Below are 26,185 nucleotides of genomic sequence, written 5' to 3' on the forward strand. Positions count from 1 at the left end.
AGGACTGGCTCAAGACCAACCTGGCAAAGTTCAGCCGCATGCTGCAGGGCCAGAAAGACCTGGTGGCAGTGGGCCACCTGATTCTTTCGGAGTTGGCCCCCGTCGTCGGCGCGCAGCAGGCGGAGTTCTATGTGCTGCGCTACACCCAGGACAAACCGCGCCTGCGCCTCATGGCCAGTTATGCGTCGGAAGGCCAGGGCGCGTATGGCAAGGAGGTCGACATGGGCCAGGGCCTGGTGGGCCAGTGCGCTTACGACAAGCAGAAAATCCTGCTGACCTCATCCATGCCCGACAGCCTGAAAATTTCATCCGGCCTGACCGAGGTGGCGCCGCTGAACATCCTGGTCCTTCCGATTATTTTCGAGGGGCAGGTCCGGGGAGTGGTGGAGCTGGCGTCGCTCGAACGTTTCAACCCCGCGCACCAGGCTTTCCTGGACCAGCTAACCGAAAGTATCGGTATCGTGATCAACACGATCGAGGCCAACATGCGCACCGAAGACCTGCTGACGCAGTCCCAATCGCTGGCGCAGGAACTGCAGAGTCGCCAGCAGGAACTGCAGCAGACCAACGAGGAACTGCAGGAAAAAGCCAGGCTGCTGGCGCACCAGAACCACGAGGTCGAGCGCAAAAACCAGGAGGTCGAGCAGGCACGCCAGGCGCTGGAAGAAAAAGCCAAGCAGCTGTCGCTGACCTCGAAATACAAATCAGAGTTTCTGGCGAACATGTCGCACGAGTTGCGCACACCGCTGAACAGCCTGCTGATCCTGTCCGACCAGCTTTGCAAGAACCAGGAGGGCAATCTGCGGCCCAAGCAGGTGGAGTTTGCCAAGACCATCCACTCTTCGGGCAACGACTTGCTGATGCTGATCAACGACATTCTCGACCTGTCGAAGATCGAGTCGGGTACGGTCGTGGTCGATATCAGCGAGATCCGCCTGTCCGACCTCCAGCAGTATGTGGAGCGCACCTTCCGCCATGTGGCCGAAGCGAAAAATGTCGAATTCCTGATGACCACCGGCGCCGAACTGCCCACGTCCATGATCACCGACCTGAAACGGCTGCAGCAAATCCTCAAAAATCTGCTGTCCAACGCATTCAAGTTCACGCACCAGGGGCATGTGGCGCTGTCGATCGAAGAGGCTTACTCGGGCTGGAGTTCTGACCACGACGAACTCAATCGCGCCCAGCAAGTTGTTGCCTTTACCGTCAGCGACACGGGTATTGGTATTTCGTCCGACAAACAGCAGATCATCTTCGAGGCCTTCCAGCAGGCCGACGGCTCTACCTCCCGCAAATACGGCGGTACCGGCCTGGGGCTGGCCATCAGCCGCGAACTCTCCAGGCTGCTGGGTGGCGAAATCCGGCTGTCCAGCGCGCCGGGCGAGGGGAGCAGCTTTGTGCTCTACCTGCCGTTCAACTTTGCGACCACGCGCGCTGTGCGCAAGCTCGCCACAATGGCCGAGTCCCGGGCGGCCAGCCCGGAGCTGCTGGCCAGGCCTGCCATGCTGCCGCAGACCGAGGACGAGCCTGTCATCCCGATGGATGAGGCGCTGGATGACCGCCAGAATATTCAGCCTGGCGACCAGGTGCTGTTGATCGTCGAGAACGACCTGGCTTTCGCCAGTTTTCTGCTCGACGCGGCGCGGGACAAGGGCTTCAAGGGCCTGGTCACGTCGCGGGGAGCCGGTGCGCTGACACTGGCCACGCAGTTCATGCCCTCGGCCATCACACTGGATATGTATTTGCCAGACATGGACGGCTGGCGTGTGCTGGACAGGCTAAAACAGGACATGGGGGTGCGGCATATCCCTGTGTGCGTGGTCTCCACCGACGACTCGATGGAGCGGGCCTTCCGCTCCGGCGCCTTTGCATTTGTCTGCAAACCGATTGCGGAAAAGGAGATTCTCGACCACATGCTGGAGCAACTGCATCTTTACGTTGCCCAAGCCGACAGAAATGTGTTGCTGCATCTGCGGGATGCCGATATCTCCAGGCAGGTCAGCGCCTACCTGGAAGACGAGCACGTCAGCACCGTGACGGCCGCGACGGTACCTGAAGTCAAGCGCTTGCTAGACACTGGCCACTTTGACTGCCTGATCACCGATGAACCGTCCATGGAAGAGGGGCTGGCCCCCTGGTGCGAAGTGCTGGCCGCACGGCCTTCGCTGGCGCCATTGCCGTTGCTGGTCTACCGCGATGGGCTCATTGATGCAGAAGAGTCCCACGCCTGGAACGTGCGGGGCGAGGTCAACGTGCGCGAGGCACGCTCGGTGCCCAAGCTGCTGGACCTGGCGGTGCACGCGCTTCACATCAATCCGGCCCGCCTTTCGGGGCAGAAACATGCCGTGCTGAAAAACCTGCACGAGTCCAACAAGTCGCTGGCCGGAAAGCGTGTACTCATCGTGGACGACGACATGCGCAACATCTTTGCACTGGCCACCGTGCTGGAAGAAGAAGCCATGGACATCGTCTGGGCTGACAACGGGCGCGACGCGATAGCGCGGGTGGCCGCTGACCCGGAGATCAAGCTGGTTCTGATGGACATCATGATGCCCGAGATGGACGGCATGGCCACCATGCAGGCCATCCGCAAGCTGCCGGCCGGCAGGAACCTGCCCATGATTGCCGTCACCGCCAAGGCCATGAAAGGCGACCGGGAAAAATGTATTGAGGCCGGCGCCTGGGATTACCTGTCCAAGCCCGTCAACACCGAGGACCTGCTGGCGGTGCTACGCGCATGGTTGCCCCAATGAATGCCCTGCTTGCACCGGCGGTGCTGCCGGAAGGCGACAGCGAGGACAAGGCCAACATCCTGGTGGTCGATGACCTGTCGGAAAAACACGTCGTGTTCGGCAGTGTCCTTGAGGAACTCAACCAGAATGTGGTTCATGCCCGCTCGGGCAAGGAGGCCTTGCGGCTGATTTTGAAAATGGAGTTCGCAGTCATTCTGCTGGACGTCAACATGCCGGACATCGACGGCCTGGAGACGGCCAAGCTGATCAGGCAGTACAAGAAAACCGCGCAGACACCCCTGCTGTTCATCACCGCCTATGTCGATGAGCTGCAAACCATCCAGGGCTATGCCCTGGGTGCCGTGGACTACATCTCCACTCCTGTCGTTCCCGAAATCCTGCGTTCCAAGGTCAAGGTGTTTGTCGACCTGTACCGCATGAACCGCCAGCTTCAGGCCCAGATGGCCGAGCGCGAAGCACTGGCCCGTTCGGAAGCGGCGCGGTCCGCTGCAGAGGAGACCATACGGCGCGCCAATTACCTGTCAGAGGCAAGCCGCCTGTTGTCGCGTTCACTCAACACCGACGACACGGTTCGCACGTTGCTCCAGATAGCCCTGCCTGCGCTGGCCGACTTGGCCGCGGTGGCGCTGGTGGATGGGCAGGGAGAACTCAGCTGTACCGCGATCCAGGATTCAGTGCACGCCCTGCCGCCGGTTGACGGGTCTGGCCTGCAACGGCGCAAGCCGCATCCGCTCGCGGCGCAGGCCATACGCTCGGCCATGTCCTCCCGGCAAATAGAATTGGTGTCGCCTCTGGTGGTATGGGAAAAGCGGGGCACTGCGCCGCGCGGTCAAACATCTCAGCCCTTGCCGGAAAACATAGAGCAGACGGCGGTCTGCCCCCTGTTTGTGGGAGACCAGCCCCTGGGTGCCTTGCTGCTGTTTGGCCAGCGCAGGCAGTTCGAAGGCACCCGGATGTCTCTGGTCAACGAGGTGGTCAGCAGGGCGGCCATCGCGATGGAAAACGCGCGGCTTTACAGCCTGGTTCAGGAGGCCGATGCGCGGAAAAATGAATTTCTCGCCATGCTGGCCCACGAGCTGCGCAATCCGCTGGCACCCATCAGCAATGCCGTGCGCATCTTGCATGGCACCACGCTGCAGGAGCCCACCCTGGTCTGGGCGCGGGATGTCATCGGGCGCCAGGTGGACCACATGTCGCGCATGGTTGACGACCTGCTGGATGTCTCACGCATCGCGCGCGGCAAGGTCAGCGTGAAGACGGAGTTGCTGGCCCTGGCGACGCTCTTCGAGCGGGCCGTGGAAGCGAGCGAGCCGCTCATCTCGGCCCGCGAACAGCAGCTTTCGCTCGAGCTGCCAGAGGAAACCATTGTGATCGACGGCGATATGGTGCGGCTGTCCCAGGTGCTTTCCAATCTGCTTAACAACGCTTCCAAGTTCACGCCCCAGCGCGGGCGGATCTGCCTGGCTGCCGCGCTGACGGGGCAGGAGCTGCGGATTTCGGTCAAGGACAGCGGCCAGGGCATTGCGCCGGACTTTTTGCCGCATGTGTTTGACCTGTTTGCCCAGGGCGACCAGTCACTGGACAGGCCCCATGGTGGCCTGGGCATCGGGCTGACCCTGGTCAAACATCTGGTGGAACTCCATGGTGGAAAAGTCCGCGCGTTCAGTGAGGGACCGGAGTGCGGCGCTGAAATTTCCGTCCATTTGCCGGCGCGTGTGGCTACCCCGGCAGACCTTCCGCTGGCACCCGCCAAATCGGCCGTCCCTGTTTTGCGCCCTGTCGGATCGGTGCGTGTTCTGGTGGTGGACGATTTGCTGGCATCGGCCGATACCATGAAGGTGCTGTTGGAGTCAGAGGGTTATGTCGCAAAGATCGCCACCGACGGCGAATCAGCGCTGGCGATGGCCAGGCAGTTCATGCCAGCCGTCGTCATTCTGGACATCGGCCTGCCGGGGATGAACGGTTTTGAGGTGGCACAGCAGCTGCGCAAACTCCCCCAGACCCAGGACGCCCTGCTGATTGCGCTGACGGGTTACGGTGAAGCCGAAAGCCGACTGCGCTCGCAGAAAGCCGGCTTCGACCACCACGTCGTCAAACCGGCCGACATCGACCACCTTCTGTCCGTCATCAGTCAGGCCGCACAGCGGGGGGGCGGGTTCGCGAGATGACCCTGCCGCGCAAAGGCGCACATAGACAAGCGGTGACACAGAAGCAGCTTGAACAGCACGACACCGCCCCGCCCGCCGCACCCGACGTCGGCGCCGTCCTGTCCGATGACGTCCGGCGTTTTCTGCTGGCCAGCGTCAGCTCCATCCCCTACCTGGAGGCTCTGTTGCTGCTGCGTAGCCAGCCCGAGACCCAGTGGTCTGCCCGCCAGGTGGCGCAACGGCTGTATGTGAGTGAAAAAAGGGCACAGGAACTGTTGTCCGAGCTGGAGACCGCCGGTGTGGCTGAAAGCGTCCTGCTGGATGCCCCGCAGTTTCGCTACCAACCGGCTTCGGGGGAGTTGCGCCAGATGCTTGATGGCCTCGCGGAGGTTTATGCGCATCACCTGGTCGAGGTGACTCACCTGATTCATTCCAAGGGTGACAAGCGGGACCAACGAGCCCAAAAGTTTGCAGATGCCTTCCGCTGGCGAAAGGATGCCTGAATCATGGCAGAACTGATTTATTCCTTGTGCGCGTTGACCTCGGTCGCGTGCGCCTGGCTGTCACTGCGCGGATACCGCCGGTCCGGCTACCGGCTGCTTTTCTGGAGTGGCCTGTGTTTCCTGGCGCTGTCGGTCAACAATGTCCTGCTGGTGGTGGACAAACTCGTGCTGCCCATGGTCGATCTGACCCTGTGGCGCCTCGTCGCCGCGCTGGTGGCAGTCGTGCTCATGTTGTTCGGCCTGATCTGGGAAGAAGAGTAAAGGAGTAAGCCATGGTCTATGACATGCTGGCGGGTGCCATTGCGCTGGGTTCTCTGGCGGTGGGCCTGTTTTTCTTCCGGTACTGGTATACCAGCCGGGACCGCTTTTTTCTCTACTTTGCCCTGTCTTTCTGGATAGAAGGCTTGAGCCGCATCCACATGGGCCTGAACAGCGACATCCCCGAGGATGTTCCGGTGTACTACATGATCCGCATCCTCAGCTACGGGCTGATTCTGCTGGCCATCTGGGAGAAAAACCGGCCGGATGCCAGACCCTGACATGCCTCGAAGCCCATGCTGCCCGCATTCAGGCCCGACTGGAGGCACGGACGACAGCTTGTCCTACATCCGCTTGATGTCAAAAAGCGATTGCACCGGGACGCAGCCCCTGCCTAAACTGCCAGTTGTCTCAGCTTTCGATGGGTAGCCATGGTAAACAAGTACGCCTGCTCCGCGCTGTGGCCTGGCCCCGCGTTGGCCCGGCAGGCAAGAGTATGAACATGAACACGGGCTCCGGATCGGGCAGCAGGGCTGGGCGCCAGCCCCTGAAGGTATTTGTCATTGAGGACGATGCTGTCATGAGAGGCCTGGTCCTTGAAGCCTTGCGCGAGATTCCCGAGGTTGACGTGCTGTTTTATGCCGACAACGAGGTCTCCGCAACGAACTGGCTGTCATCCAACGACAGCGCCTGGGACCTCGCGGTGGTTGATCTGCACCTGAAGCAGGGCAGCGGTGTTGGGGCGCTCAACTGGTGTACCACGCGCCGTCCTGACCAGCACGTTGTGGTGCTGAGTGGGCAGCTGAGCGAGGCGGTGCGCCGCCAATGCATGGCGCTGCGGGCCGACGCGGTTTTCGACAAGGCGACCGAGATGGAGGATTTTCTGGCCTACTGCCGCGCACTCGTAGGCCAGCCCGCGGCGGCGCGAGCCTCGATGCCGCACATACCCTAAACTTTCAGAAGTCACTGCCGCTACCATGAAACGGAAAATCACACGCATGAGTGCACAGTTTTGCGAGCCATTTCTGGCCGCCGCCGGGCAGGCAGTTTTTCCCGTTGAGAGAACGCTGGGCGCGTTGTGGCCGGGTGACCGTGAACAGGTCGCCCGAAGCCGCGCCGCGCCAAGCCGGGCCCCTGGCATGAACGCTGCGGTGAACAGCGCAGTTATCATGGCCGCATGACTCCCTTGCCTGGCCGGGCGGGCACGCTGGCAGAAATGAACTTCAAGGCGCGAAACTGGCTGGTGGGCTGGTGGCGCTTGGTCCATCTCGGCGCGCTGATCCTCGTGCTGGCCCTTTCCCCATCGAGCTACGGCCGCGACAACCGCCGGGTGCTGGCGCGCCACATCTATCTCAACACTGCACCCAATCTGTTGGGTTTCACGCTCATGTGTGCGCTGATCACGGTGGTCATCACCCGCATCGTGATCGTCACCGCACTCAGTTACGGCCTGTCGCAATACGCGTTGCAGGTGGTGATCCGTGTGCTGGTGCTGGAGCTGATTCCGTTGACGGCCGCCATGTTTGTCGCCTTGCGCTGCGCCATTGCCAGCGGTGTAGAGTTGTCGCAGCTGCGCCAGCAAGGCGCGCTCGATGCCTTGCAGCAGCGTGGGCTGGACCCGGTCCGCCAGGAAGTGCTGCCGCGTGTGACGGCAGGCATTTTTTCCACCGTGACGCTGGCCGCGCTGAGCTGTGTGGTGGCGCTCGTGATGGCCTACCTGGCCAGCTACGGTTTCACGCTGTCCGGCGTGGCGACTTACACGCGGCTTTTCGGGCAGGTGTTCAACCCCGACGTGACCCTGATTTTTGTCCTGAAAACCCTGTTCTTCAGTCTGGCCGTGTCACTGATTCCCATGGCTTCGGCCCTGTACGACACGGCCGAGCGGCGTTTTCGCGCCAGCGCCGAGCTGCGCATGCTGGTCCGCATGTTTGCCGTCATCCTGGTCATCGAAGTGGTGTCCCTGGTGGGCAACTATTACTAATAACCGCTCCCAACCATAAAACCTGTACAAGCCATGAGCGAACCCCAGCAAGCTCCTCCGTCCTACCCGCCGGGCGCCCCGCCACCCGGTGATCCCGTGGCCATGCCGCCTGTCGCCCACCTCGAGTTCAAGGCGCTGCTGCTGCTGGTCTTCATGACCTTGCTGGTGGTGGGTTCGGCTCTGTACCTGCTTTATGCGCGCGGCGCGTTTGAGGCCACACAGAAACTGGTGCTGCTGTCCGACGACTCCGAAGGTGTGGTGGTCGGCATGGACATGACGTTTGCGGGTTTCCCGATCGGCCGCGTGCGCCGCATCGAGCTGGCCGAAGACGGCAAGGCCCGCATCATCGTCGATGTGCCAACGAAGGATGCGCATTGGCTGCGCACCTCCAGTGTGTTCACGCTGGTGCGCGGCCTGGTGGGCAGCACCAACATCCGTGCCTACACCGGCATACTGAAAGACCCGCCGCTGCCCGATGGCGCGGTGCGCGAGGTGTTGCGCGGTGACACCGCTGCCGAGGTGCCCAAGCTGGTGGCCGCCGCCAAGGAATTGCTGGAAAACCTCAACACCCTGACCGCCAGCGAAGGTGCGGTCGGCGCCAGCATGGGCAACCTGCAGAAGCTCACGGAAAGGCTCAATGGCCCGGGCGGTGCGCTCAGTGTGCTGCTGGGCAATGACGCCGAGGCCAAAAAGCTGCTTGCCACGCTGGACCGCACCAATGCGCTGCTGACCAAGCTCGATGGCCTGGCCGCCAAGACCGACACCCAGGTGTTCGGTGTCAACGGCGTGATGCCCGAAGCCCGCGCTACTGTGGTGCAACTCAACACCCTGCTCGGTGAAGCGCGTACCAGCCTGAAAAAAGTCGATGCGGTGCTGGTCGATGCGCAAGCCGTGGGCGCCAACGCCCGTGCCGCTACCGACGACCTGGGCGCGCTGCGCGCCGAGGTCGAGTCCAGCCTGCGCAAGGTGGACGGCCTGATCAACGAGATCAACCGCAAATGGCCGTTTGCCCGCGACACGGAGATCAAGCTGCCATGAGTTTATTTTCACGCGTCCTGCCTGTCCTGCTTCTGCTGTCGCTGGCCGCCTGCAGCAGCGGCCCCAAGGCCCCCGACTGGCAGATGGAAGCCAAAAATTCCATGGAGCGCGCCGTCGCTGCCTACCTGGAGGGCAATTCGCGTGTTGAGGCCATGGAGTTTGGCCGCGCACGCAGCGAACTCTCCAGCACCGGCCGCACCGACCTGATGGCGCGCGCCGAACTCCTGCGCTGCGCCAGCCGCGTCGCCAGCCTGGTACTGGAGCCCTGTGCCGGGTTTGAACCGCTGCGGCAGGACGCGCCGGCCGCAGAGCGAGCGTATGCCGATTACCTCGAAGGCCGCTTGCAGCCGCAGGACCTCGCCTTGTTGCCCGCATCGCAGCGTGCCGCGGCCGCGGCAGGTGCAGATGTGGCTGCTGTGAGGGGCATCGCAGATCCGCTGTCTCAACTGGTGGCTGCGGGCGTAATATTCCGCGCTGGTCGTGCCAGCCCGGCGCTGCTGCAACAAGCGGTCGATACCGCCTCCAGCCAGGGCTGGCGCCGGCCTTTGCTGGCCTGGTTGGGCGTGCAACTGCAGGTGGCAGAAAAGGGCGGTGATGCCGAGGCCGCCGCACGTCTGCGCCGCCGCATCGCGCTGACACAAAACGCGGCCGCGAGCGCCAAACCGTGAGCCGGCCTGCCGTGGGCCGCTGGGCGATTGCCATCGCCGGCATGCTGTCGTTGGCCACGGCCATGGGCATAGGCCGTTTTGCCTTCACGCCGCTGCTGCCCATGATGCTCAGCGATGGCGTGATTGACCTGCCTTCCGCCAGCTGGCTGGCCAGTGCCAATTATTTCGGCTATCTGGTCGGCGCGCTGCTGTGTACTTTCCAGCCCTGGATCTGGAAACGGCTGCATTTCCTGCCGGCCGTGGCCGCATCAGCCTGGGTCCGCTCCGGCCTGGTGGCCACCACCTTGCTCACGCTGGGCATGGCCGTGCACCTGCCGGCCGCCTGGCCGCTGCTGCGTTTTGCGGCCGGCGTGGCGAGTGCGCTGGTGTTTGTCTATACCTCGGGTTGGTGTCTGGCGCAGCTGGCCCGGCTGGGTGCGCCAACCCTGGGCGGCGTCATGTATGCCGGCCCGGGTGCCGGCATTGCGCTGAGCGGGTTGTTTGCCAGCGCCATGGTTGCGCTTCAGTGGACGGCCGCTGCCGGCTGGCTGATTTTCGGCCTACTGGCCGCTTTGCTGACTGCGGTGGTCTGGCGCACGTTCCAGGAACGCGGCGAGGGGCAGGGCGGCAGCGTGCCGGGGGCACCACTTGCCAGTGCAGCCAGCAGCCACGCGCCTGCGGGCCGACAGCAGATGCTGCTGCTGGCCCTGGCCTATGGGCTGGCGGGCTTTGGCTACATCATCACCGCCACCTTTTTGCCGGTGATTGCGCGTGAAGCGATGCCGGGCTCGGTCTGGATCGATTTTTTCTGGCCCATCTTCGGCGGCGGCGTGGTGGCCGGTGCACTGCTGGCCACACGCATCCCCGCCACCGGCGATTTCCGCTACCTGCTGGCAGGCTGTTACGGGGTGCAAGCAATGGGCATTGCCGCCAGCGTGTTCAGCCCCAACCTGGCCGGGTTTGCTGTCGGCAGCCTGCTGCTGGGCATTCCGTTCACTGCCATCACTTTTTTTGCCATGCAGGAGGTGCGGCGCCTGCGGCCCGCTGCCGCCGCCAGCTACATGGGCTTGCTGACAGCCATGTACGGCATCGGGCAGATTGCCGGCCCGCCGCTGGTGGCGCTGCTGCTCAGGCACAGCCGCACGCTGGGCGAAGGGTTCACGCTGTCGCTGGAAATCGCTGCGGGAACCCTGTTGGCCGGCGCCCTGATGTACCTGTGGATGGCCAGGGCTTATCCGGTGGCCAGCAGGAAGCGCCGCGCCGATCTTCCCCCGGTTTTATAAAATAAACGGCCTCAGCCCTTTGTGGACGGGCGCAAACAGCTATCAAAAACAGAGCACCCGGTGTTTGCGCTCAGGGTTTTACGGCGGCCAGCACAGGCCTGAGCAACTGCGCCAGTTCCTCGCCCTCGATGACCCGGATCTGCTGGGCCGCGGCAAACTGGCGCGCATTGTCCGTGACCTCGCCGGTGGTGACACAGATGCAGCTGTCGGCATCAGACGCGCGCCGGGCCGCTTCCAGGGCCTGGAAAGGTTCCAGTCCCAGGCGCGCGGCCTTCCAGCGTTTGCCACTGAGCAGCACGGTGCGCCCGCCTTTGAGCAGCTCGAAATCGGCGCCGGTGCTGTCCAGGCGCCGGACCTCGAAACCTTCGCGGCCCAAGGCCTGCTCCAGGGCCGCTGAAAAATCGCGCCAGGACATCGCGCCTATCCGCGCCAGCGTGGCCGCCACATGGGCCGTGCTCGGTGCATTGAATTGCCGCCAGGCCGCGATCACGGCAATCACCACGAAGGGGAAACCGCCCATGGCACCGAACAGAAAGTACGCGGGCGACAGCAAGGCCCTGGCCACCAGCCCGATCGCGAGACTCATGGCCAGGCTGATCCACCACGGCGAACGCAGCAGGATGGCAAAAAGCGACTTTTCAGCCATTTTGAATTTCAAGGTCTTCCTTTCAATGGAGGGGAGTTTGTATCACGGCACTGGGATGGCGCCGCGCGGGCACCACACTTTCGGAAAAATCCGAGTTTCACCTACGCGGCCAGGGGCCAAGCTTATTTATAGTAAGGCCACCATGCACATCCCCACCGAGCCTATCGGCAGCATTCCCCGGCCTCTGGAACTCATCAAAGCCATCGCCGATGGTGACGCGGATGCGCCCGGGCTGGAAGCGCTGTACCAGGAAGCCATCCGCGACACGCTGGCGCGCTTCGAAGACACCGGCTCGCCGGTAGTCACCGACGGCGAGCAGCGCAAGTACCACAACTTCTGGACTTATTGCGTGCACGGCTTGCCCAACACCTCGCCCGACGGTTTCAAAATTCCCTTTGCCGCGGGCCATGTGCGGCGCATGCTGCGCCTGACCGAAGGGCCTTTTCGCTACCGGCGTTATGCCGACAGCTATCTGGAAGTCGCCATGCGCCACACGCGCGTGCCGGTCAAGCAGGCGGTGATTTCCCCTTCGGCGCTGAGCCTGATGTACCCCGCCGAAGGCCTGGCGGGCTACACGCGGGAGCAATTCCTGGAAGACCTGCTGCACGAACACGAAACCGAAGTGCGGCGCTGCCTAGACATGGGTGCACACAAGGTCCAGATTGATTTCACCGAAGGCCGGCTGGCGATGAAGCTCGACCCGTCCGGTCATCTGCTGGCCAGCTTCATCGACCTGAACAACCTGGCGCTGGCGCGCTTTTCAGCGGCAGACCGCCGGCGCATTGGTGTGCATACCTGTCCCGGCGGCGACCGCGACTCCACCCACAGTGCCGAGGTGGACTACGCCGAACTTCTGCCCAGTCTTTTTGAACTCAAGGCAGGCAATTTTTATGTTGCGCTGGCCGGGGAGAAAGATCCCGAACGTGTGCTCAAGATCATCGCCCGCCACCTCAAGCCGGACCAGCGCGTGTTTGTCGGTGTGGTCGCGCCCATCAGGCCGGAAGTCGAGACCCCCGAAGAAGTCCGCGACCGTGTGCTGCAGGCGGCCCGCTACATACCGCTGGAGCAGCTCGGCACCACGGACGACTGTGGTTTTTCACCGTTTTGCGACGATATTTCCACCAGCCGCGACACGGCATTTGCCAAGATTCGCGCACGGGTGCGGGGGACCGCGCTGGCGGAACGTGTACTGGAAGGCCGGTGATACACATGTCCGATGAAGAAGACCGTCTGCTGCACTCGGTGGCCATGCAGAACGCCCAAAGCATTCTGCTGGCCAGGCAGCGTGCCGAGCAGGCGCTGCTGAGCGCGCACAGCGGACTCGAAGACAAAACCAGGGAACTGGACTTTTCCCTGTCGATGATGCGGGCCACGCTGGAGGCCAGCCGTGACGGCATTCTGGTGACCGACGACAACGCCCGGGTCACGGGCTTTAACCAGCAATACATGCGGATGTGGGGAATTCCCGAAGAACTCATGGCGCCGCATGACCATGAGCGGCTGTTGTCCTTTGTGGGGCCGCAGGTCGAAGGGATGCAGTCCTTCCTTGACCGCGTCCACGAGATTTACCGCACCTCGCCGGCAGAAAGTTTTGACCTGGTCAAGCTGCGCGACGGACGGATCTACGAGCGTTCTTCCAAAATGCAGTTCGTCGAGGGCCGCCATGTGGGACGGGTCTGGGTTTTTCGCGACATCACGGAACAGCGGCGCGCCGAAGATGCCCTGCAGAAAAAAGCCCGCGTGCTGGAACTCCTCAACAAGACCGGCACCATCCTGACCGCCAAGCTTGACGTGCGCATGCTCGCGCAGGCCGTGATTGACGCAGCTACCGAAATCAGCGGCGCCAAGGTCGGGGCCTTTTTCTACTCCACCGCCGCTCACAGGGACAAGGGTTTTTCGCTGCAGGCGGTGGCGGGCATGGCCATGGAGGACTTCGACACCTGCGGCCTGCCGCGCAGCGGCGCGCTGTTTGACCTCACCCTCAGCGGCGCTCCGCTGATCCACCTCGACGATATGCAGAAGGACCCGCGGCATGAAGCGCTGACCCCCACGGAGACCGGGGCGCGAAAGCCTGCCGTGATCCGGAGTTATCTGGCCGTGCCGGTGGCCTCGGGTTCCGCGGAGGTGATAGGCGGGCTGTTTTTCGGCCATCCGGACACTGGTGTTTTCGATGAACGCGCCGAAAGGCTGGTGACCGGCATCGCTGCGCAGGCTGGCGTGTCCATCGACAATGCCCGGCTTTACGAAGTGGCGCGGCAGGCCGCTGAGGAAAGGGAAAAACTGCTGGACAGCGAGCGCGCCGCGCGCAGCGAAGCGGAGCACATGAGCCGGATGAAAGACGAGTTCCTGGCGATGCTAGCCCACGAGTTGCGTAACCCGCTCGCGCCCCTGCGCAACAGCGTGGAAATCCTGCGCCGGGGTAGCGCCGGCTCGCTCGAGCTGGAAGAAACCCGAGCCATCATGGACCGCCAGATTGCGCACATGACACGCCTGGTCGATGACCTGCTGGACGTCAACCGCATCAGCCGGGGCAAGCTCGATTTGCGCCTCGAAAAAATCAGCCTGGCCGATGCCCTGCGCAGCGCGGTGGAGACCAGCCGGCCGTTGATCGCCGGGCGGCACCACAGCTTCGAGGCCGTGCTGCCGGACGACTCCGTGCTGGTGGATGCCGATCTGGTGCGCCTTTCTCAGGCCTTCACTAACCTGCTCAACAACGCGGCGAAATACACGCCGGACGGCGGCTCAGTGGCCTTGCGAGCGGTGGCCGACGCGCAGGGTGTGACGGTCAGTGTGGAGGACACCGGCATCGGCATACCGGAGCACTTGGGCAACCGGATTTTCGACATGTTTGTGCAGGGCGAGGCCGGCCATCCGTCCATGCCCCAACCCCAGGGCGGCCTGGGCATCGGCCTGACGCTGGTGCGCAAAATCGTCGAGATGCACGGTGGCCGCATCCGCGCCGAAAGTCGCGGTGACTGCCCCGGCAGCCGCTTTGTGGTCTGGCTCCCGGTGTCGCAGGCCGCGCAGGTGTCGCCTGCGGCAGACACGGATCGCAGCCCGGCCCCGGCCTTGGCCACGGGCACGAGCTTCGAGTCGCGCCGTATTCTGGTAACCGATGACAACAAGGACGCCGCCTTCACGCTCGCCAGCTTGCTGGGCATGATGGGGCACGAGGTGCGCACGGCCCATGACGGCGCCGAAGCGATAGCGATGGTTGCAAGCTTCAGCCCGGAGATTATTTTTCTGGACATCGGCATGCCGCACATGGATGGTTACGAAGCCTGCCGCAGGATTCGCCGGCTCGCCCAGGCGCCAGCTCCGGTCATCGTGGCCCTCACGGGCTGGGGCCAGGCCGATGACAAACGCAAGGCGCGGGAAGCCGGGTTTGACCACCACGTCACCAAGCCGGTAGACGCAGCGCAGCTGGAAGAACTGGTCGGCAGCAATTTCTGAAGCGCCGTGCTGCGGATGGGTGCGCGGCCGGAAAAATCGGCCATAAGCTGCTATGCTTCAAAAATGATAGCTGCTAGCGCCCTAATCTATTGGGCTAATGGCCCATTTGACTATTATTTTTACTGAATACGGCGCGATGACCCCTGAACAGAAAAAACGCCGCCGGGCTTCTATCGCCCTGGCGGCGGCCTTGGTGCTGGTCGTGATCTGGGGCATCAACTTTTCCCTGCAGAAGTTTGTGTTCAGTGTGGTGGGCCCTGGCGGGTTCCTGTTTGCCCGCTACCTGATCATGCCCCTGTGCGCACTGGCCCTGCTGGTCTGGCGTTATGGCACGCGTTTTCCGCGCATCTCGCGCCGGGAGTTCTGGCAGCTGGCGCGGCTGGGCGTGGCCGGGCATTTCCTGCATGTGGGCATGGTGACCTACGGCATCCACTGGTCGACCGCGTTTTCCAGCTCGCTGATCCTGGCCTGCGGGCCCATCTTCACCTTGTTGATCCTGCGCTTCATGGGGGTGGAGAAGCTGCATCGGGCGCAGATTGGCGGCGTGGCGGTGGCCTTTGTCGGTGTGCTGATCTTTCTGTCCGACAAGCTGCTGGGCGGCAATTGGCGCGCTACCGGGGGTGATCTGTTCCTGCTGGTCGCGGCGAGCTTTTTCTCCTGGTACACCGTGGCTGCCAAACCGCTGATCGAGCGCCACGGCGGCGTGGTGACCATGGCCTATGCCACCTTGCTCGGTAGCGTACCGGTGCTGCTGTTTGCGCTACCGGACGGCCTGTCCGCGCCCTGGGGCGAAGCTTCGCTCGCGGTGTGGGTCAGCCTGGTCTGGTCAGTCACCGTGTCGGCTTTTCTGGGCTGGCTGGTCTGGGGCTGGGTCAACGCAGTGCGCGGCGTGGCCCGCACGGCGCCGCTGATGTATCTGATGCCGCCGGTGGCCGGCCTCGTGGCCTGGCTGTTTGCGGGCGAGCAGTACACCGCCATCAAGCTCGCCGGTGCGGCGCTGACCCTGGTGGGCGTGGCGCTCGCGCAGTTCACGAGCCGAGGCCAGGCCCGCGCGGCCCCCGCCCCGGTCGATTGAACCTTTTTTCCGTCCGGTCAAAACCGGCGCTGGCGGGCAGGCCCAACGCCTTGGGTCATACTTCGGTGCTCCACAACCCGCCTGAGCGCCATGAGCAAAACCTCGACCGACAAGAAAAAGATCAAGTTTCTCCTGCTGGAGGGCATTCACCCCTCGGCCGTGCAGGTTCTCCAGGCGGCCGGCTACACGCAGATCGAAAGCCTGACCGGCGCCCTGGAGGGCGAGGAGCTGAAGAAAAAAATCGCTGATGCCCATTTTGTCGGCATCCGCTCGCGCACCCAGCTGACCGCCGATGTGTTTGCCCACGCTACCAAGCTCGCCGCTGTCGGCTGTTTTTGCATAGGCACCAACCAGGTGGACCTGAATGCGGCGCGCGAGCGTGGCATCGCGGTGTTCAATGCGCCGTTTTCCAACACCCGTTCTGTGGCCGAACTGGTGCTGGCCGAGGCCATTCTGCTGCTGCGCGGTGTGCCCGAGAAAAGCGCGGTGGCGCATCGCGGCGGCTGGCTCAAGTCGGCCGAGAACGCTTACGAGATTCGCGGCAAGACGCTGGGCATCGTCGGATACGGCTCCATCGGCACGCAGCTGTCGGTGCTGGCCGAGGCGCTGGGCATGCAGGTGGTGTTTTTCGATGTGGTCACCAAGCTGCCGCTGGGCAATGCGCGGCAGGCCGGCAAGCTCACCGAGCTGCTGGCGCAGTCGGACGTGGTCAGCCTGCATGTGCCCGAAACGGCTGCCACACAATGGATGATGGGCGCGGCCGAGATCGCGGCGATGAAGCCCGGCAGTGTGCTGATCAATGCCTCGCGTGGAACGGTGGTCGAGATTGAGCCCCTGGCCGAGGCCTTGCGCACCAAAAAACTGCTCGGTGCGGCGATCGACGTGTTTCCGGTCGAGCCGCGCAGCAACAAGGACATGTTCGAGTCGCCCCTGCGCGGCCTGGACAACGTGATCCTGACGCCGCATGTGGGCGGCTCCACCATGGAAGCGCAGGAAAACATCGGCGTCGAGGTGGCGGAAAAACTGGTCAAGTACAGCGACAACGGCACCTCGACCTCTTCAGTCAACTTCCCCGAAGTGGCCCTGCCGGCGCACCCGGGCAAGCATCGCCTGCTGCACATTCACCGCAACGTGCCGGGCGTCCTGGCCGAAATCAACCGCGTGTTCTCAGACAACAACATCAACATCGCGTCGCAGTTCCTGCAGACCAATGAAGCCATCGGGTATGTGGTGATCGACATCGACGCGGCCCATTCCGACATGGCGTTGGCCAAGCTGGCCGGTGTGCCGGGCACCATTCGCAGCCGGGTGCTCTTCTAGGCGGCACCGGCAGGTAGCTATCAAAAAGAGAGCTGCTTGCGACCGTCCTTATTGGGCTGGAGCCACTTTTTGTTAAAAAAAAGCTCCTCTGCTGCTCTACTGCGCTACGGGACCTGCAGCCCGAGCAAGGCGGCCAGCGCCGCGGTCGGCATGGAGCCTTCCTGTGTGACCAGCGCGCCGGTTTGTGCGTGCGTGCCGACAATGGTCGGAATCGACGCAAAGCCCAGGCGCGTCATCAGCGCGGTGTTTTTTTGGACCATTTCTTTTTGTGCCGCGATGTCGCTGCCGGCGCTGATGCCGCCGCCTTTGGCCTGCATGGACGCTTCATGCTCGTCCATGGCCGCCACCGGGTCTTTGGCGGCCAGCAAGGTGGCGCCCTGGGCGGTGCTTGAGGCATTCAACAGGCCCACGGGAATCCAGACAAATTTGGCCTGCGACTTCAGGGGCTTGGCGGCCATCCACAGCGCGGTGCAGTGCGGGCACTGGGCATCAAAAAACACATACACCGTGCGTGCGCTCATGGCCTGGCCAGCAGTGAAGCCTTTGGCCTCGGCGGCAATGGCGGCAGTGGAGACTGGTGTGCTGCCGGCTTTGGCTTTGGCCGTGGCACCGGTACCGGTACCGGTACCGGGCGCATCGCCGCAGGCGCTCAACAAAAGCGTGGCCGCCATCAGCGCGGCGGAAAGAAGGTGGAAAGGTTTGAAGCTCATGTCGGCACCAGTGAAGGGGTAGGCCGAGAGCATAGCTCAGGGAGCGCGCGGGGCTTTGCCGGGGCGTGCCTTGCCCCAGGGCATGCCGGGGACAAGCAGTCAAGAAGTTTTGAAAAAAAGCAGGAACGCAGCGGGTCGGGCCCTGTTTTGCGCAGCGTCTCCCATCAACGCGGGAGCCGGGTTGCCCACGCATCCTGTGCACGAATCTGTGGATAAGCAAGCGAAACAGCCGGCAAAGGCTTGCCGGCCGGGGCTTGCAACAGTTTGCCCATGAAACAGGCGGGGCCGGGTTGTCATGGGGTGCCGCATGCCGCACCCCATGGCCCTGTGTCAACCCTTGTAGGCCAAGCCCAGTCGTTCTATCGTGGCTTTTTCAGCGGCAAAGGTCTCTCGGGCGAACCTGGTGTATTGCGCGGTGTTCATATAGATCACCGATTGGTCGTATTTTTCGAAGGTCGCCAGCACAGCCGGGTCGTTCAGCGTTTTCCTGAAAGCTTCGTGCAGGGTGGCGACGACGGCCGGGTCCATGCCCTTGGGGCCGCACACACCGAAAGGCGAGTCCGACACAGTGTCGTAGCCCAGCTCGGTCAGCGTCGGCACGTTGGGCCAGCGCTTGGTGCGCTTGCTGCCATAGGTGGCCAGCAGGCGCAGCTTGCCTGATTCCACATGCGGGCCCCAGCCGGTGGCGTCGCTCGCGCCCATCACATGCCCACCCAGAATGGCCTGCATGTTGTCGGCATTGCCCTTGAAAGGAACATGCGTGAGCTTGATGCCGGCGCGTTGCGCGAATTCCTCGACCGCCAGGTGCGGGCTGGTGCCGGTGCCGGTGGAACCATAGGTAAATTTCTCGGGGTTGGCTTTGGCGTAGGCCACCAGGTCCTTGATGCTCTTGAGGGGCGAGTCGGCGGGCACCACCAGTCCAAAGGTGTAACCGGTCAGGCAGGCGATCCAGGTGAAATCCTTGAGCGGGTCGTATTGCACTTTCTGCATGTGCGGAATGCGGAACACGCCGTGCGGCAGTTGCGTGAGCGTGTAGCCGTCGGGTTTGGCGTTCATCATCTCGTTGGCCCCCAGCATGCCGCCGGCGCCGGGTTTGTTTTCAATAATGATGGTTTGGCCGAGGCTCTTGCCGGCGCTTTCGGCCAGCGCGCGCATGACAGCGTCGGTCGAGCCGCCTGCCGGCCATGGGCAAATATATTTGATCGGGCGCGAAGGGTAGGCCTGCTGCGCGCTGGCCAGCAAAGGCAAGGCTGCACCAGCCACAACGGCGGTGGTGCTGGCGATGAATGTGCGGCGGTTGGTCATGGAAGTTCTCCGGAATGTTGCGGGTGATCGAAGGGAACAAGCGTATCTGCACAGCGTGTTCATGTCATCAAGGTTTACGAGCGGGGCGTATTCTGCAAGGCGGAACAGCTGCTGCGGCTAGGGACGCACTGCCTGCGGGGTAAAATCGCGGCCAACAGACAAGGCGCGACAGCGCCATTTTTTTTGACTGAAAACGAATCCCTTTGACCGATATTGCCGACCCATCCTCCGACGGTCTTTCTCCAGAAGCCTCCGCCGATCCCGATGCTCCCGTGCAGCAGCCACGCCTGTGGCGCGGCGACGGCTGGACCGCACGTGTCATCAAGAACGAAGACGACGACGGCTGGGCGGTGGCGATGGTCAAGGACGGCGAACCCGAGCCCGCGCTGGTCGGCCCGTGGACCATGGGGCGCGACAAGAAAAACCCCAAACCGCTCGATGGCCCGGCCTTCAGCACGCTGGTGAAAACCGCTTCCGAGTTTGTCCGCCGCCATGAGCAGCAACTGCATGCCACGCTGCACCAGAGCGTGGCGGTGAGCTCGCGCGGTGCGCGTGTCACCGTGTCGCTGGACATCGTGCCCGACGAAGACAACCCTTACGCTGTGTTGACCGCGCATGACGACACCGGCGAACAGCTCGCGCAACAGCGCGTGGCGCCGGCCTTCAAGCTGAGCCGGGCCAGTGCCACGGCCTGGGCCGACGGCGGTTTTCTCAAGCCCTGATGGCGGGCAGCTCCCCCGTCCTGCCCGACGCCTGCGGCATCGACTTCGGGACTTCGAATTCCACCGCGGGCTGTAGCTCCGCTTCAGGCGCAGGCCATGCGGTGCTGCTGCCGCTCGAGGGCGGCAAACCGACCCTGCCTTCGGTCGTGTTCTTCCATGCCGAAGACGGGCACACCAGTTATGGCCGCGCGGCGCTGGCCGACTACCTGGCGGGTGACGAGGGGCGCCTGATGCGCTCGCTCAAAAGCCTGCTCGGCACTTCGCTGATCGACGAGCAGACCGAAGTGGCCGGCCGGGCGCTGCCGTTCCGCGAACTGCTCGCGCAGTTCATCGGCGAGCTCAAGCGCCGTGCCGAAGGGGCGGCGGGCCGTGTGTTCACCCGTGCCGTACTCGGGCGGCCGGTCTTTTTTGTCGACGGCGACCCTGCTGCCGACCGGCAGGCGGAAAACACGCTGGCCGACATCGCCCGGGCCGTGGGCCTGCGCGAGATTGCTTTCCAGTACGAGCCGATTGCCGCGGCGTTCGACTACGAGTCGCAGGTCACGCGGGAAGAACTGGTGCTGGTGGTGGACATCGGCGGCGGCACTTCGGACTTTGCGCTGGTGCGCCTGGCGCCCGAGCGGTCGGGCAGGGCAGAGCGCAAGGACGACATCCTGGCCAGTGGTGGCGTGCACATAGGCGGCACCGACTTCGACAAATACCTGAGCCTGGCCAGCGTGATGCCGCTGCTGGGCCTGGGCAGCCAGCTTAAAAGCGGTCTGCAGATGCCGTCCTCGCTGTATTTCAACCTGGCGACTTGGCACACGATCAACTTTGCCTACACCCGGCAGGCGTGGTCGCAGATCGGCGAGCTGCACCGCGAAGCGCAGGAAAAAGACAAACTGGCGCGTCTGCAAAACCTGGTGAGCGGGCGTGCCGGCCATTGGCTGGCCATGCAGGTGGAAGAAGCGAAGATCGCGCTTTCCAGCGATTCCCAGGCGCAACTGGATCTGGGCCGCATCAACCCGGGTGAAACCCTGCTGCTGCAGCGCATGGATTTCGATGCTGCCATCGGGGAACTGATCGGTACGGTGGAGCGCAGCGTGACCGGCCTGCTGCGTGATGCGGGTGTGCGCGCAAATGCGGTGGACACGGTGTTTTTTACCGGAGGCTCGAGCAGCGTGCCGCTGCTGCGCGAGCGGATTGCGGCGCTGCTGCCGCAGGCGCGCCGTGCGGAGGGTGATTTGTTCGGCAGCATTGGCACCGGGCTGGCGCTCGATGCGCTGCGAAAGTTCGGCTGAGCCTGATTTGTCATCGCGGGGCTGACCCGCAGCGCAGGCAAAACATGCCCAAATGCACCAACGGGCGGTAACCCGCTGGTGCATCTGCCTTGCAACACGTATCGGTAAATCCGTTTGCCAGAAAGAAGTATCCGCCCTGAGCCGGAGAAAGTGCTTCTGTATTTCTTCTGAATGCAGCTCAATTAAGTAATAATTCCTTAATAAATTAGAAAGAGAAGGAAATAATACTTGATGGACAAGATGGACCGGAAAATACTGCAAGTTTTGCAGGCCAATGCACGCGCCAGCCTGCAGGAGATCGGCCAGGCTGTCGGCCTGAGCCACACGCCGTGCTGGAGCCGCATCAAGAAGATGGAAGAGTCCGGTGTCATTGAGGGCTACACCGTGCGCATCAACGCCGCGGCGCTGGATCTCAGCGACACGGTGCTGGTGCAGGTCACGCTGGACAGCCACTCTGACAACACGCTCGAAAAATTCGGCGAAACGCTGGCGAAGATTCCGGAAGTGATCGAGGCTTATTTGGTGTCGGGCGACTATGACTACCTGCTGCGCATTGCTGTGAGCGGCACCCAGGACTATGAGCGCCTGCTGCGTGAGCGGCTCTACAAGATCAAGGGTATACGCCACAGCAAATCCAGCTTTGTGCTGCGGACGTTGAAAAAGGCCGACTTACCCCTGCTTTGACCCCGCCTGACCTGCTTTGCAAGCGCGCCTCAGAGCAACGCCATGAAGTGATGAAGGGCGGTGCCGGGATGTTCGTCCTTGCGGCGAATAAACAGCGTTTGCACGTTGCTCCGTTTGCCTTTTGAAGGGTGGCAGCGTAGTGCGTCTCGGTTGGTTGCATTGTCGACAACCGACCGGGGGAGCAGCGAGATGCCAACCTCGGCTGCGACGCAGCCCAGAATGCCTTCCAGCGTGCCCATCTCCAGCCGGGTGAAACGCGGCCAGCCGCGCTCGCTGAGAAGCTGCTCGAACCGCTGGCGATACGAACAGCCGGTTTTGAACATGATGGCTGCTGCGCCATTGCCCAGGCGCTTGCCGATCTCGCTGGCGCGTTCCCAGTTGACGGAAGAAACGAGTACCAATTCCTCCTCAAAAGCCACCTGGCTGAGGAGCGAATGGTTGTCCAGGGGCCCGGCAATGAAAGCTCCGTCCACGCGCCGCTGGAGCACGGCGTCGATCAGGGTGGCGGTCGGCCCCGTTTCCAGCGAGATGGCCACCTGGGGGTACAAGCGCCGAAAGGACGCAAGAAGCGAGGGCAGGCGCACGGCGGCAGTGGTTTCCATAGACCCGATCACCAGGGGCGCCGGGGTGTCCTGCTCTCCCTTGGCGGCGGCCTGCGCCTCGTCCATCAGCGCCGCAATGCGATGCACATACGGCAGAAGCCGCTGCCCTGCGCGCGTGAGTTCCATGCCGCGGCTGTGCCGGTTGAACAGCGCCAGCCCCAGCTCGGATTCGAGCGTACGGATGCGCTGCGTGATGTTGGACTGAACGGTGTGCAGCACCTGCGCCGCGCCGGTGATGCCGCCTTGCTGCGCCACCGCCTGAAAGGTTCTAAGGCTCAGGACATCCATGACTTCCGATCTATAAAACAGAACGTAGCTATCATAATAAATCGTTTTTTAAGAACGAATATAGTCGATACAGTTTGTTTCAAACACGCGGCATCACGACAACCACCATGAACCAGCTTTTCAGTTATCTGCACGACGGTGGCGCCATCGCTGACATTTTTTCTGAAAAGGGCTTTGTAGACCGGTGCCTGCGTTTTGAGCGGGAACTGGCGGGGGTGCAGGCCGGTCTGGGGCTGATTCCGCGGGAGGCGGCGGATGAAATCCGGCGGGTAGCCCTCATCGACAACATCGATCTGGTGCAGCTCAAGCAAAAGACGCGTCTGGTCGGTCTTCCGGTAGTTGGACTGGTCAGCCAGCTGGTGGGCTTGTGCCGCGGTGATCTGGGCCAGTATGTGCACTACGGCGCGACTACCCAGGACGTGATGGACTGCGCTTTGGCGCTCCAGATGCAGGAAGCACTGGCGCTGGTCGGCGATTCGCTCTCGTACATCTCGGCCCGCCTTGACGATCTGGCCGTGAGTCACCAGGGGTCCATTCAGGCCGGCCGGACCAACCAGCAACATGCCTTGCCCATCACCTTCGGCTTCAAGGCCGCGGTCTGGAATTCCGGCGTGCGCAGGCAGATGAACAGGCTTGACCAGGTCCAGCGGCGGGTGGCTACTGGCCAGCTTGGCGGTGCAGTGGGCACGCTCGCTTCATTTTCCGGGGCTGGCCACGAAACCCGTCGGTGCTTGATGCAGGAGCTTGGTCTGGACGAACCGGCCATCGCTTGGCATTGCATGCGCGATGGCCCAACGGAAGCCGTGCTGCTGCTGTCGCAGATTGCCGCCACGCTGGGAAAAATTGGCCGGGACATGCTGATGCTGTCCAGCACGGAAGTGGGCGAGCTGGCTTTTGCCGCTGACCGGGGCGCCAGCAGTACCATGCCGCAAAAGAACAATCCTGTCGCGGCGTCGTCGGTGGTAGCGCTTTCGAGGATGCTGTTTCACACGGCGCCCATGATGCTGGATGCTTCCCTGGTGGAAAACGAAAGGTCGCTTGATTCCTGGTATGTGGAACTGCACGCCGTGCCGCAGTGCTTTTGCCTGATGGGCGCACTGCTGGGCCAGGCCCGGACCATGCTGGAGGAACTGGTGGTCGACGCCGCAAGGATGGCGGGCAACACAGCCATGACAGCTGGTGCGATCGTTAGTGAAACCGTGCAGATGGAACTGGCCAGGAGCATCGGTCTGAACCGCGCGCATGAACTGGTGGCCCGGGCCTGTCAGAAGTCGAAGGCGGACGAAATACCGCTAGCGGCAGCCTTGACGGGCCTGCACGTGGGGCTGGATGAGACCACGGTCGCTTCGCTGCTCGATGTGGCCAGACACCTGCCGTTTTGTGTGCGCGAAGTTGAAGCCGCCCGGCTTGGGCCGACACCGGCCAGTGGCGTACCCGCATAACCATTGATTTCTGTTTAAACATCCCGGGAGCGCACCATGTTCAAAGCCGTCTGCCTTGCCATCATGCTTGTTTTTTGTGCCGATCTGGCGCGGGCGCAGCAGGCTTACCCCACCAAACCCGTCACCATCATCGTGCCTTTTGCGGCAGGTGGACCCATGGACAAGCTGGCGCGAGAGCTGGCCACGCCGCTGCAGGCTCAGCTCGGGCAGCCGGTTCTTGTTCAGAATCTTTCCGGAGCCGGCGGCAACCTCGGAACAGCCATTGCCATGCGGGCCCCGGCCGACGGCCATACGCTGCTGATGGGCCATATCGGCATGGCGACCTCGCCAACCCTGTATCGGAATCTGGGCTTCAAGCCGGAAGTTGACTTTGAACCACTGGGCGTGGTGGTTGACACGCCGTCGGTGCTGGTGGCGCGGTCCCAAGTACCGACGGAATCGGTTGTGGACCTGATCCGCTGGATGGCGATGCAACCGCAGGTCAGGCTGGCAAACTCCGGCATCGGATCTTCATCACATCTGTGCGGGCTGTTGCTCCAGTCTTCACTGAAGGTCAGCAGCATCACGACCGTGCCCTACCGCGGCAGCGCACCCGCGGTCGCCGACCTGCTCGGCGGGCATGTGGACATGATTTGCGATCCGACCCCCACCACTATCGGCCATATCCAGAGCGGCAAGCTCAAGCCCATCGCCGTGACCACCGCCAAGCCCTTGACCGGTACCCCGCTGGCCGCTGTTCCGACCATGGCCCGGTTCGGCATTGCCGATGTCGAAATGAGCGTCTGGTTTGCCCTGTACGCGCCCAAAGGCACACCGCGCCATGTTCAGCAGCGCTTCAACGACGCCTTGAGAGTTGTCATGAAAAGTGAGGCCTTCAAGGCGGCGCAGATCGCGTCAGGCATACAGGTGGTTCAAGATGACCGCGCGACGCTGGCCGGCCACAAGGCCTTTCTGAGCAAGGAGACCGCCCGGTGGCGGCCCATCATCAAGGCTGCCGGCGTCTATGCGGACTAGGACGGTTTTGCAGCACTTGCAACGGCCATGCGCGCTTCAATAAGCACCACGCCGAGCCCGGCTATGCAGATCAGGGCCATGCCCACAGCCGTGGTCCGGCCCGGCGCCTGGCCGAACACCAGCCAGCCCAGCGTGGCGGCGGCCACGATCTGCAGGTAGCTGAAAGGAGCAAGCAGGGTGGCCGGGCTTTTGCGGTAGGCCGCGGCCTGCAGCCAGTGGCCGAGGAACCCCGTGGCGCCAGTGGACAGCAGCAGCAGCCACTGCCAGAGATTCAGCTCGGGCATGGTCCAGAACCAGGGCAGGGCCAGCGTCAGCGCGATGGTGCCGAACAGGCCGCCGTAGTAGTTGGTGGTGAGCGGGTCGTCGTGGGCCACACGGCGCGTGGCAATCTGGAAGAAGGCGAAAGCCAGCGCCGTGGCCAGGCCCAGCGCCACACCGATCGGGTCCAGCTGGGCGCCGGGCCGCACCACGATCAGCATGCCCGCAAAACCGGCCAGCACACCCAGCCAACGGTGCAGGCGGTGCGGCTCATGCAGCAGCCAGGGCGCCATGGCCATCAGGAACAGCGGCGCCATGAAATTGATGGCCGTGCCTTCTGCCAGCGGCAGGCGGCCCAGTACGGAAAAAAACAGCACGGTGGTGGTGATCATCAGCAGGCCGCGCTGCAACTGACGCGGCAGTGACTTCGTCTGGAACATCGCTTTGCCGCGCGAAGGCAGCACCACGGCCGTCATCAGTGCGGTGTGCACGGCATAACGCACCCAGGCCACCATCAACACCGGCACACCAGCCATGACCAGCCATTTGCCCGAGGCGTCCAGTGTCGAGAGCAGCCACAGGCCGGCGATGTGAAGAAGAATTCCGCTTTTGTTCATGAATGCCGGGGCGGCGTGGTGGCTGGTGAGAGGCTGGGCAAAAGCCGCAGGGCGGGCGCTTTCGTGCAAGAGAGCATAAGCACCATGGGCCGGCGGGGTGCAGGTTTCGCCGAAGCTAAGGAATTTTTAACGAAAAATGGATGCAGCCCTTTGTGGACG

At 63.1% G+C, this 26,185-nt stretch carries 24 protein-coding genes; 19 read left to right on the plus strand and 5 right to left on the minus strand.

Annotated features, from left to right (window positions below; translation table 11 throughout):
* The 10 genes from ABI660_RS10965 to ABI660_RS11010 all read left to right on the plus strand — a co-directional run.
* The coding region (locus tag ABI660_RS10965) for a response regulator (protein WP_348067839.1) at positions 1 to 2,753 on the plus strand (2,753 nt) is incomplete at its 5' end.
* Positions 2,750 to 4,921, plus strand: a complete 2,172-nt coding sequence (locus ABI660_RS10970; protein WP_348067841.1) for a response regulator — start codon at positions 2,750 to 2,752, stop codon at positions 4,919 to 4,921. The genes ABI660_RS10965 and ABI660_RS10970, both read left to right, overlap by 4 nt.
* A 32-nt stretch (positions 4,922 to 4,953) precedes the next feature.
* Entirely contained in the window at positions 4,954 to 5,403 is a 450-nt protein-coding gene (locus tag ABI660_RS10975) for a hypothetical protein (protein WP_348067843.1), read from the plus strand.
* Positions 5,404 to 5,406: 3 nt separating this feature from the next.
* Positions 5,407 to 5,664, plus strand: coding sequence for a DUF5985 family protein (locus ABI660_RS10980; RefSeq protein WP_348067845.1), 258 nt, complete (start codon positions 5,407 to 5,409; stop codon positions 5,662 to 5,664).
* An 11-nt stretch (positions 5,665 to 5,675) separates the two neighbouring features.
* Positions 5,676 to 5,942: a DUF5985 family protein gene (locus tag ABI660_RS10985; RefSeq protein WP_348067847.1), complete on the plus strand. Its 267-nt coding sequence runs from the start codon at positions 5,676 to 5,678 to the stop codon at positions 5,940 to 5,942.
* Between the two features lie 215 nt (positions 5,943 to 6,157).
* Complete coding sequence (locus tag ABI660_RS10990) at positions 6,158 to 6,613, plus strand: response regulator (protein WP_348067849.1); 456 nt, start codon at positions 6,158 to 6,160, stop codon at positions 6,611 to 6,613.
* A 225-nt stretch (positions 6,614 to 6,838) separates the two neighbouring features.
* Complete coding sequence (locus tag ABI660_RS10995; protein ID WP_348067851.1) at positions 6,839 to 7,642, plus strand: ABC transporter permease; 804 nt, start codon at positions 6,839 to 6,841, stop codon at positions 7,640 to 7,642.
* 33 nt (positions 7,643 to 7,675) lie between these two features.
* Positions 7,676 to 8,680, plus strand: coding sequence for a mammalian cell entry protein (locus ABI660_RS11000; RefSeq protein WP_348067853.1), 1,005 nt, complete (start codon positions 7,676 to 7,678; stop codon positions 8,678 to 8,680).
* On the plus strand, positions 8,677 to 9,348 hold the full coding sequence (locus ABI660_RS11005; RefSeq protein ID WP_348067855.1) for a hypothetical protein: 672 nt from the start codon (positions 8,677 to 8,679) through the stop codon (positions 9,346 to 9,348). The genes ABI660_RS11000 and ABI660_RS11005 overlap by 4 nt, the downstream gene beginning before the upstream one ends.
* 41 nt (positions 9,349 to 9,389) lie before the next feature.
* Positions 9,390 to 10,610 carry a YbfB/YjiJ family MFS transporter gene (locus ABI660_RS11010; RefSeq protein ID WP_348067921.1) on the plus strand — a complete coding sequence of 407 codons (1,221 nt, stop codon included), beginning with the start codon at positions 9,390 to 9,392 and terminating at the stop codon, positions 10,608 to 10,610.
* 70 nt (positions 10,611 to 10,680) lie between these two features.
* Here the strand turns inward: ABI660_RS11010 and ABI660_RS11015 are convergent, their stop codons facing one another.
* Entirely contained in the window at positions 10,681 to 11,268 is a 588-nt protein-coding gene (locus ABI660_RS11015; protein WP_348067857.1) for a restriction endonuclease, read from the minus strand.
* A 130-nt stretch (positions 11,269 to 11,398) separates the two neighbouring features.
* Between ABI660_RS11015 and ABI660_RS11020 the strand changes: the two genes are divergently transcribed.
* The 4 genes from ABI660_RS11020 to serA all read left to right on the plus strand — a co-directional run bounded on the left by ABI660_RS11020 (position 11,399) and on the right by serA (position 17,104).
* The gene (locus ABI660_RS11020; RefSeq protein WP_348067859.1) at positions 11,399 to 12,460 is read left to right on the plus strand and encodes a cobalamin-independent methionine synthase II family protein; all 1,062 of its coding nucleotides are present in this window, start codon (positions 11,399 to 11,401) and stop codon (positions 12,458 to 12,460) included.
* A 5-nt stretch (positions 12,461 to 12,465) separates the two neighbouring features.
* A complete protein-coding gene (locus tag ABI660_RS11025; protein ID WP_348067861.1) occupies positions 12,466 to 14,709 on the plus strand; it encodes a response regulator in 2,244 nt (747 codons plus the stop codon).
* A 136-nt stretch (positions 14,710 to 14,845) separates the two neighbouring features.
* Positions 14,846 to 15,784, plus strand: coding sequence for a DMT family transporter (locus ABI660_RS11030; RefSeq protein ID WP_348067863.1), 939 nt, complete (start codon positions 14,846 to 14,848; stop codon positions 15,782 to 15,784).
* Positions 15,785 to 15,874: 90 nt separating this feature from the next.
* Positions 15,875 to 17,104, plus strand: a complete 1,230-nt coding sequence (serA, locus tag ABI660_RS11035; RefSeq protein ID WP_348067865.1) for a phosphoglycerate dehydrogenase — start codon at positions 15,875 to 15,877, stop codon at positions 17,102 to 17,104.
* Positions 17,105 to 17,208: 104 nt separating this feature from the next.
* Here the strand turns inward: serA and ABI660_RS11040 are convergent, their stop codons facing one another.
* On the minus strand, positions 17,209 to 17,814 hold the full coding sequence (locus ABI660_RS11040; protein ID WP_348067867.1) for a thioredoxin fold domain-containing protein: 606 nt from the start codon (positions 17,812 to 17,814) through the stop codon (positions 17,209 to 17,211).
* A 330-nt stretch (positions 17,815 to 18,144) separates the two neighbouring features.
* Positions 18,145 to 19,119, minus strand: coding sequence for a tripartite tricarboxylate transporter substrate binding protein (locus tag ABI660_RS11045; RefSeq protein ID WP_348067869.1), 975 nt, complete (start codon positions 19,117 to 19,119; stop codon positions 18,145 to 18,147).
* 212 nt (positions 19,120 to 19,331) lie between these two features.
* Between ABI660_RS11045 and ABI660_RS11050 the strand changes: the two genes are divergently transcribed.
* The 3 genes from ABI660_RS11050 to ABI660_RS11060 all read left to right on the plus strand — a co-directional run bounded on the left by ABI660_RS11050 (position 19,332) and on the right by ABI660_RS11060 (position 21,805).
* A complete protein-coding gene (locus tag ABI660_RS11050) occupies positions 19,332 to 19,841 on the plus strand; it encodes a hypothetical protein (RefSeq protein ID WP_348067923.1) in 510 nt (169 codons plus the stop codon).
* A complete protein-coding gene (locus ABI660_RS11055; RefSeq protein ID WP_348067871.1) occupies positions 19,841 to 21,121 on the plus strand; it encodes an Hsp70 family protein in 1,281 nt (426 codons plus the stop codon). The genes ABI660_RS11050 and ABI660_RS11055 overlap by 1 nt, the downstream gene beginning before the upstream one ends.
* 231 nt (positions 21,122 to 21,352) lie before the next feature.
* Complete coding sequence (locus tag ABI660_RS11060; protein WP_348067873.1) at positions 21,353 to 21,805, plus strand: Lrp/AsnC family transcriptional regulator; 453 nt, start codon at positions 21,353 to 21,355, stop codon at positions 21,803 to 21,805.
* A 29-nt stretch (positions 21,806 to 21,834) separates the two neighbouring features.
* Here ABI660_RS11060 and ABI660_RS11065 read toward each other — a convergent pair whose 3' ends face one another.
* Positions 21,835 to 22,695: a LysR substrate-binding domain-containing protein gene (locus tag ABI660_RS11065; protein ID WP_348067875.1), complete on the minus strand. Its 861-nt coding sequence runs from the start codon at positions 22,693 to 22,695 to the stop codon at positions 21,835 to 21,837.
* A gap of 107 nt (positions 22,696 to 22,802) precedes the next feature.
* Between ABI660_RS11065 and ABI660_RS11070 the strand changes: the two genes are divergently transcribed.
* Both ABI660_RS11070 and ABI660_RS11075 read left to right on the plus strand, forming a co-directional pair.
* Entirely contained in the window at positions 22,803 to 24,137 is a 1,335-nt protein-coding gene (locus ABI660_RS11070; protein ID WP_348067877.1) for an adenylosuccinate lyase family protein, read from the plus strand.
* Between the two features lie 36 nt (positions 24,138 to 24,173).
* Positions 24,174 to 25,151 (plus strand): tripartite tricarboxylate transporter substrate-binding protein, encoded by a 978-nt coding sequence (locus ABI660_RS11075; RefSeq protein WP_348067879.1) that lies wholly within the window; start codon positions 24,174 to 24,176, stop codon positions 25,149 to 25,151.
* Here ABI660_RS11075 and ABI660_RS11080 read toward each other — a convergent pair.
* A complete protein-coding gene (locus tag ABI660_RS11080) occupies positions 25,148 to 26,026 on the minus strand; it encodes a DMT family transporter (protein ID WP_348067881.1) in 879 nt (292 codons plus the stop codon). The genes ABI660_RS11075 and ABI660_RS11080 overlap by 4 nt on opposite strands.
* Positions 26,027 to 26,185: the final 159 nt, after the last annotated feature.

Origin of the sequence: Polaromonas sp., from assembly GCF_039930745.1 — a bacterium.
Classification (GTDB): Bacteria; Pseudomonadota; Gammaproteobacteria; order Burkholderiales; family Burkholderiaceae_C; genus Polaromonas.

Coding starts and splice junctions, on each gene's coding strand:
- ABI660_RS10970 (WP_348067841.1), top strand. CDS start 2,750: ATGAATGCCCTGCTTGCACCGGCGGTGCTGCCGGAAGGCGACAGCGAG.
- ABI660_RS10980 (WP_348067845.1), top strand. CDS start 5,407: ATGGCAGAACTGATTTATTCCTTGTGCGCGTTGACCTCGGTCGCGTGC.
- ABI660_RS10985 (WP_348067847.1), top strand. CDS start 5,676: ATGGTCTATGACATGCTGGCGGGTGCCATTGCGCTGGGTTCTCTGGCG.
- ABI660_RS10990 (WP_348067849.1), top strand. CDS start 6,158: ATGAACATGAACACGGGCTCCGGATCGGGCAGCAGGGCTGGGCGCCAG.
- ABI660_RS10995 (WP_348067851.1), top strand. CDS start 6,839: ATGACTCCCTTGCCTGGCCGGGCGGGCACGCTGGCAGAAATGAACTTC.
- ABI660_RS11000 (WP_348067853.1), top strand. CDS start 7,676: ATGAGCGAACCCCAGCAAGCTCCTCCGTCCTACCCGCCGGGCGCCCCG.
- ABI660_RS11005 (WP_348067855.1), top strand. CDS start 8,677: ATGAGTTTATTTTCACGCGTCCTGCCTGTCCTGCTTCTGCTGTCGCTG.
- ABI660_RS11010 (WP_348067921.1), top strand. CDS start 9,390: ATGCTGTCGTTGGCCACGGCCATGGGCATAGGCCGTTTTGCCTTCACG.
- ABI660_RS11020 (WP_348067859.1), top strand. CDS start 11,399: ATGCACATCCCCACCGAGCCTATCGGCAGCATTCCCCGGCCTCTGGAA.
- ABI660_RS11025 (WP_348067861.1), top strand. CDS start 12,466: ATGTCCGATGAAGAAGACCGTCTGCTGCACTCGGTGGCCATGCAGAAC.
- ABI660_RS11030 (WP_348067863.1), top strand. CDS start 14,846: ATGACCCCTGAACAGAAAAAACGCCGCCGGGCTTCTATCGCCCTGGCG.
- serA (WP_348067865.1), top strand. CDS start 15,875: ATGAGCAAAACCTCGACCGACAAGAAAAAGATCAAGTTTCTCCTGCTG.
- ABI660_RS11040 (WP_348067867.1), bottom strand. CDS start 17,814: ATGAGCTTCAAACCTTTCCACCTTCTTTCCGCCGCGCTGATGGCGGCC.
- ABI660_RS11045 (WP_348067869.1), bottom strand. CDS start 19,119: ATGACCAACCGCCGCACATTCATCGCCAGCACCACCGCCGTTGTGGCT.
- ABI660_RS11055 (WP_348067871.1), top strand. CDS start 19,841: ATGGCGGGCAGCTCCCCCGTCCTGCCCGACGCCTGCGGCATCGACTTC.
- ABI660_RS11060 (WP_348067873.1), top strand. CDS start 21,353: ATGGACAAGATGGACCGGAAAATACTGCAAGTTTTGCAGGCCAATGCA.
- ABI660_RS11065 (WP_348067875.1), bottom strand. CDS start 22,695: ATGGATGTCCTGAGCCTTAGAACCTTTCAGGCGGTGGCGCAGCAAGGC.
- ABI660_RS11070 (WP_348067877.1), top strand. CDS start 22,803: ATGAACCAGCTTTTCAGTTATCTGCACGACGGTGGCGCCATCGCTGAC.
- ABI660_RS11075 (WP_348067879.1), top strand. CDS start 24,174: ATGTTCAAAGCCGTCTGCCTTGCCATCATGCTTGTTTTTTGTGCCGAT.
- ABI660_RS11080 (WP_348067881.1), bottom strand. CDS start 26,026: ATGAACAAAAGCGGAATTCTTCTTCACATCGCCGGCCTGTGGCTGCTC.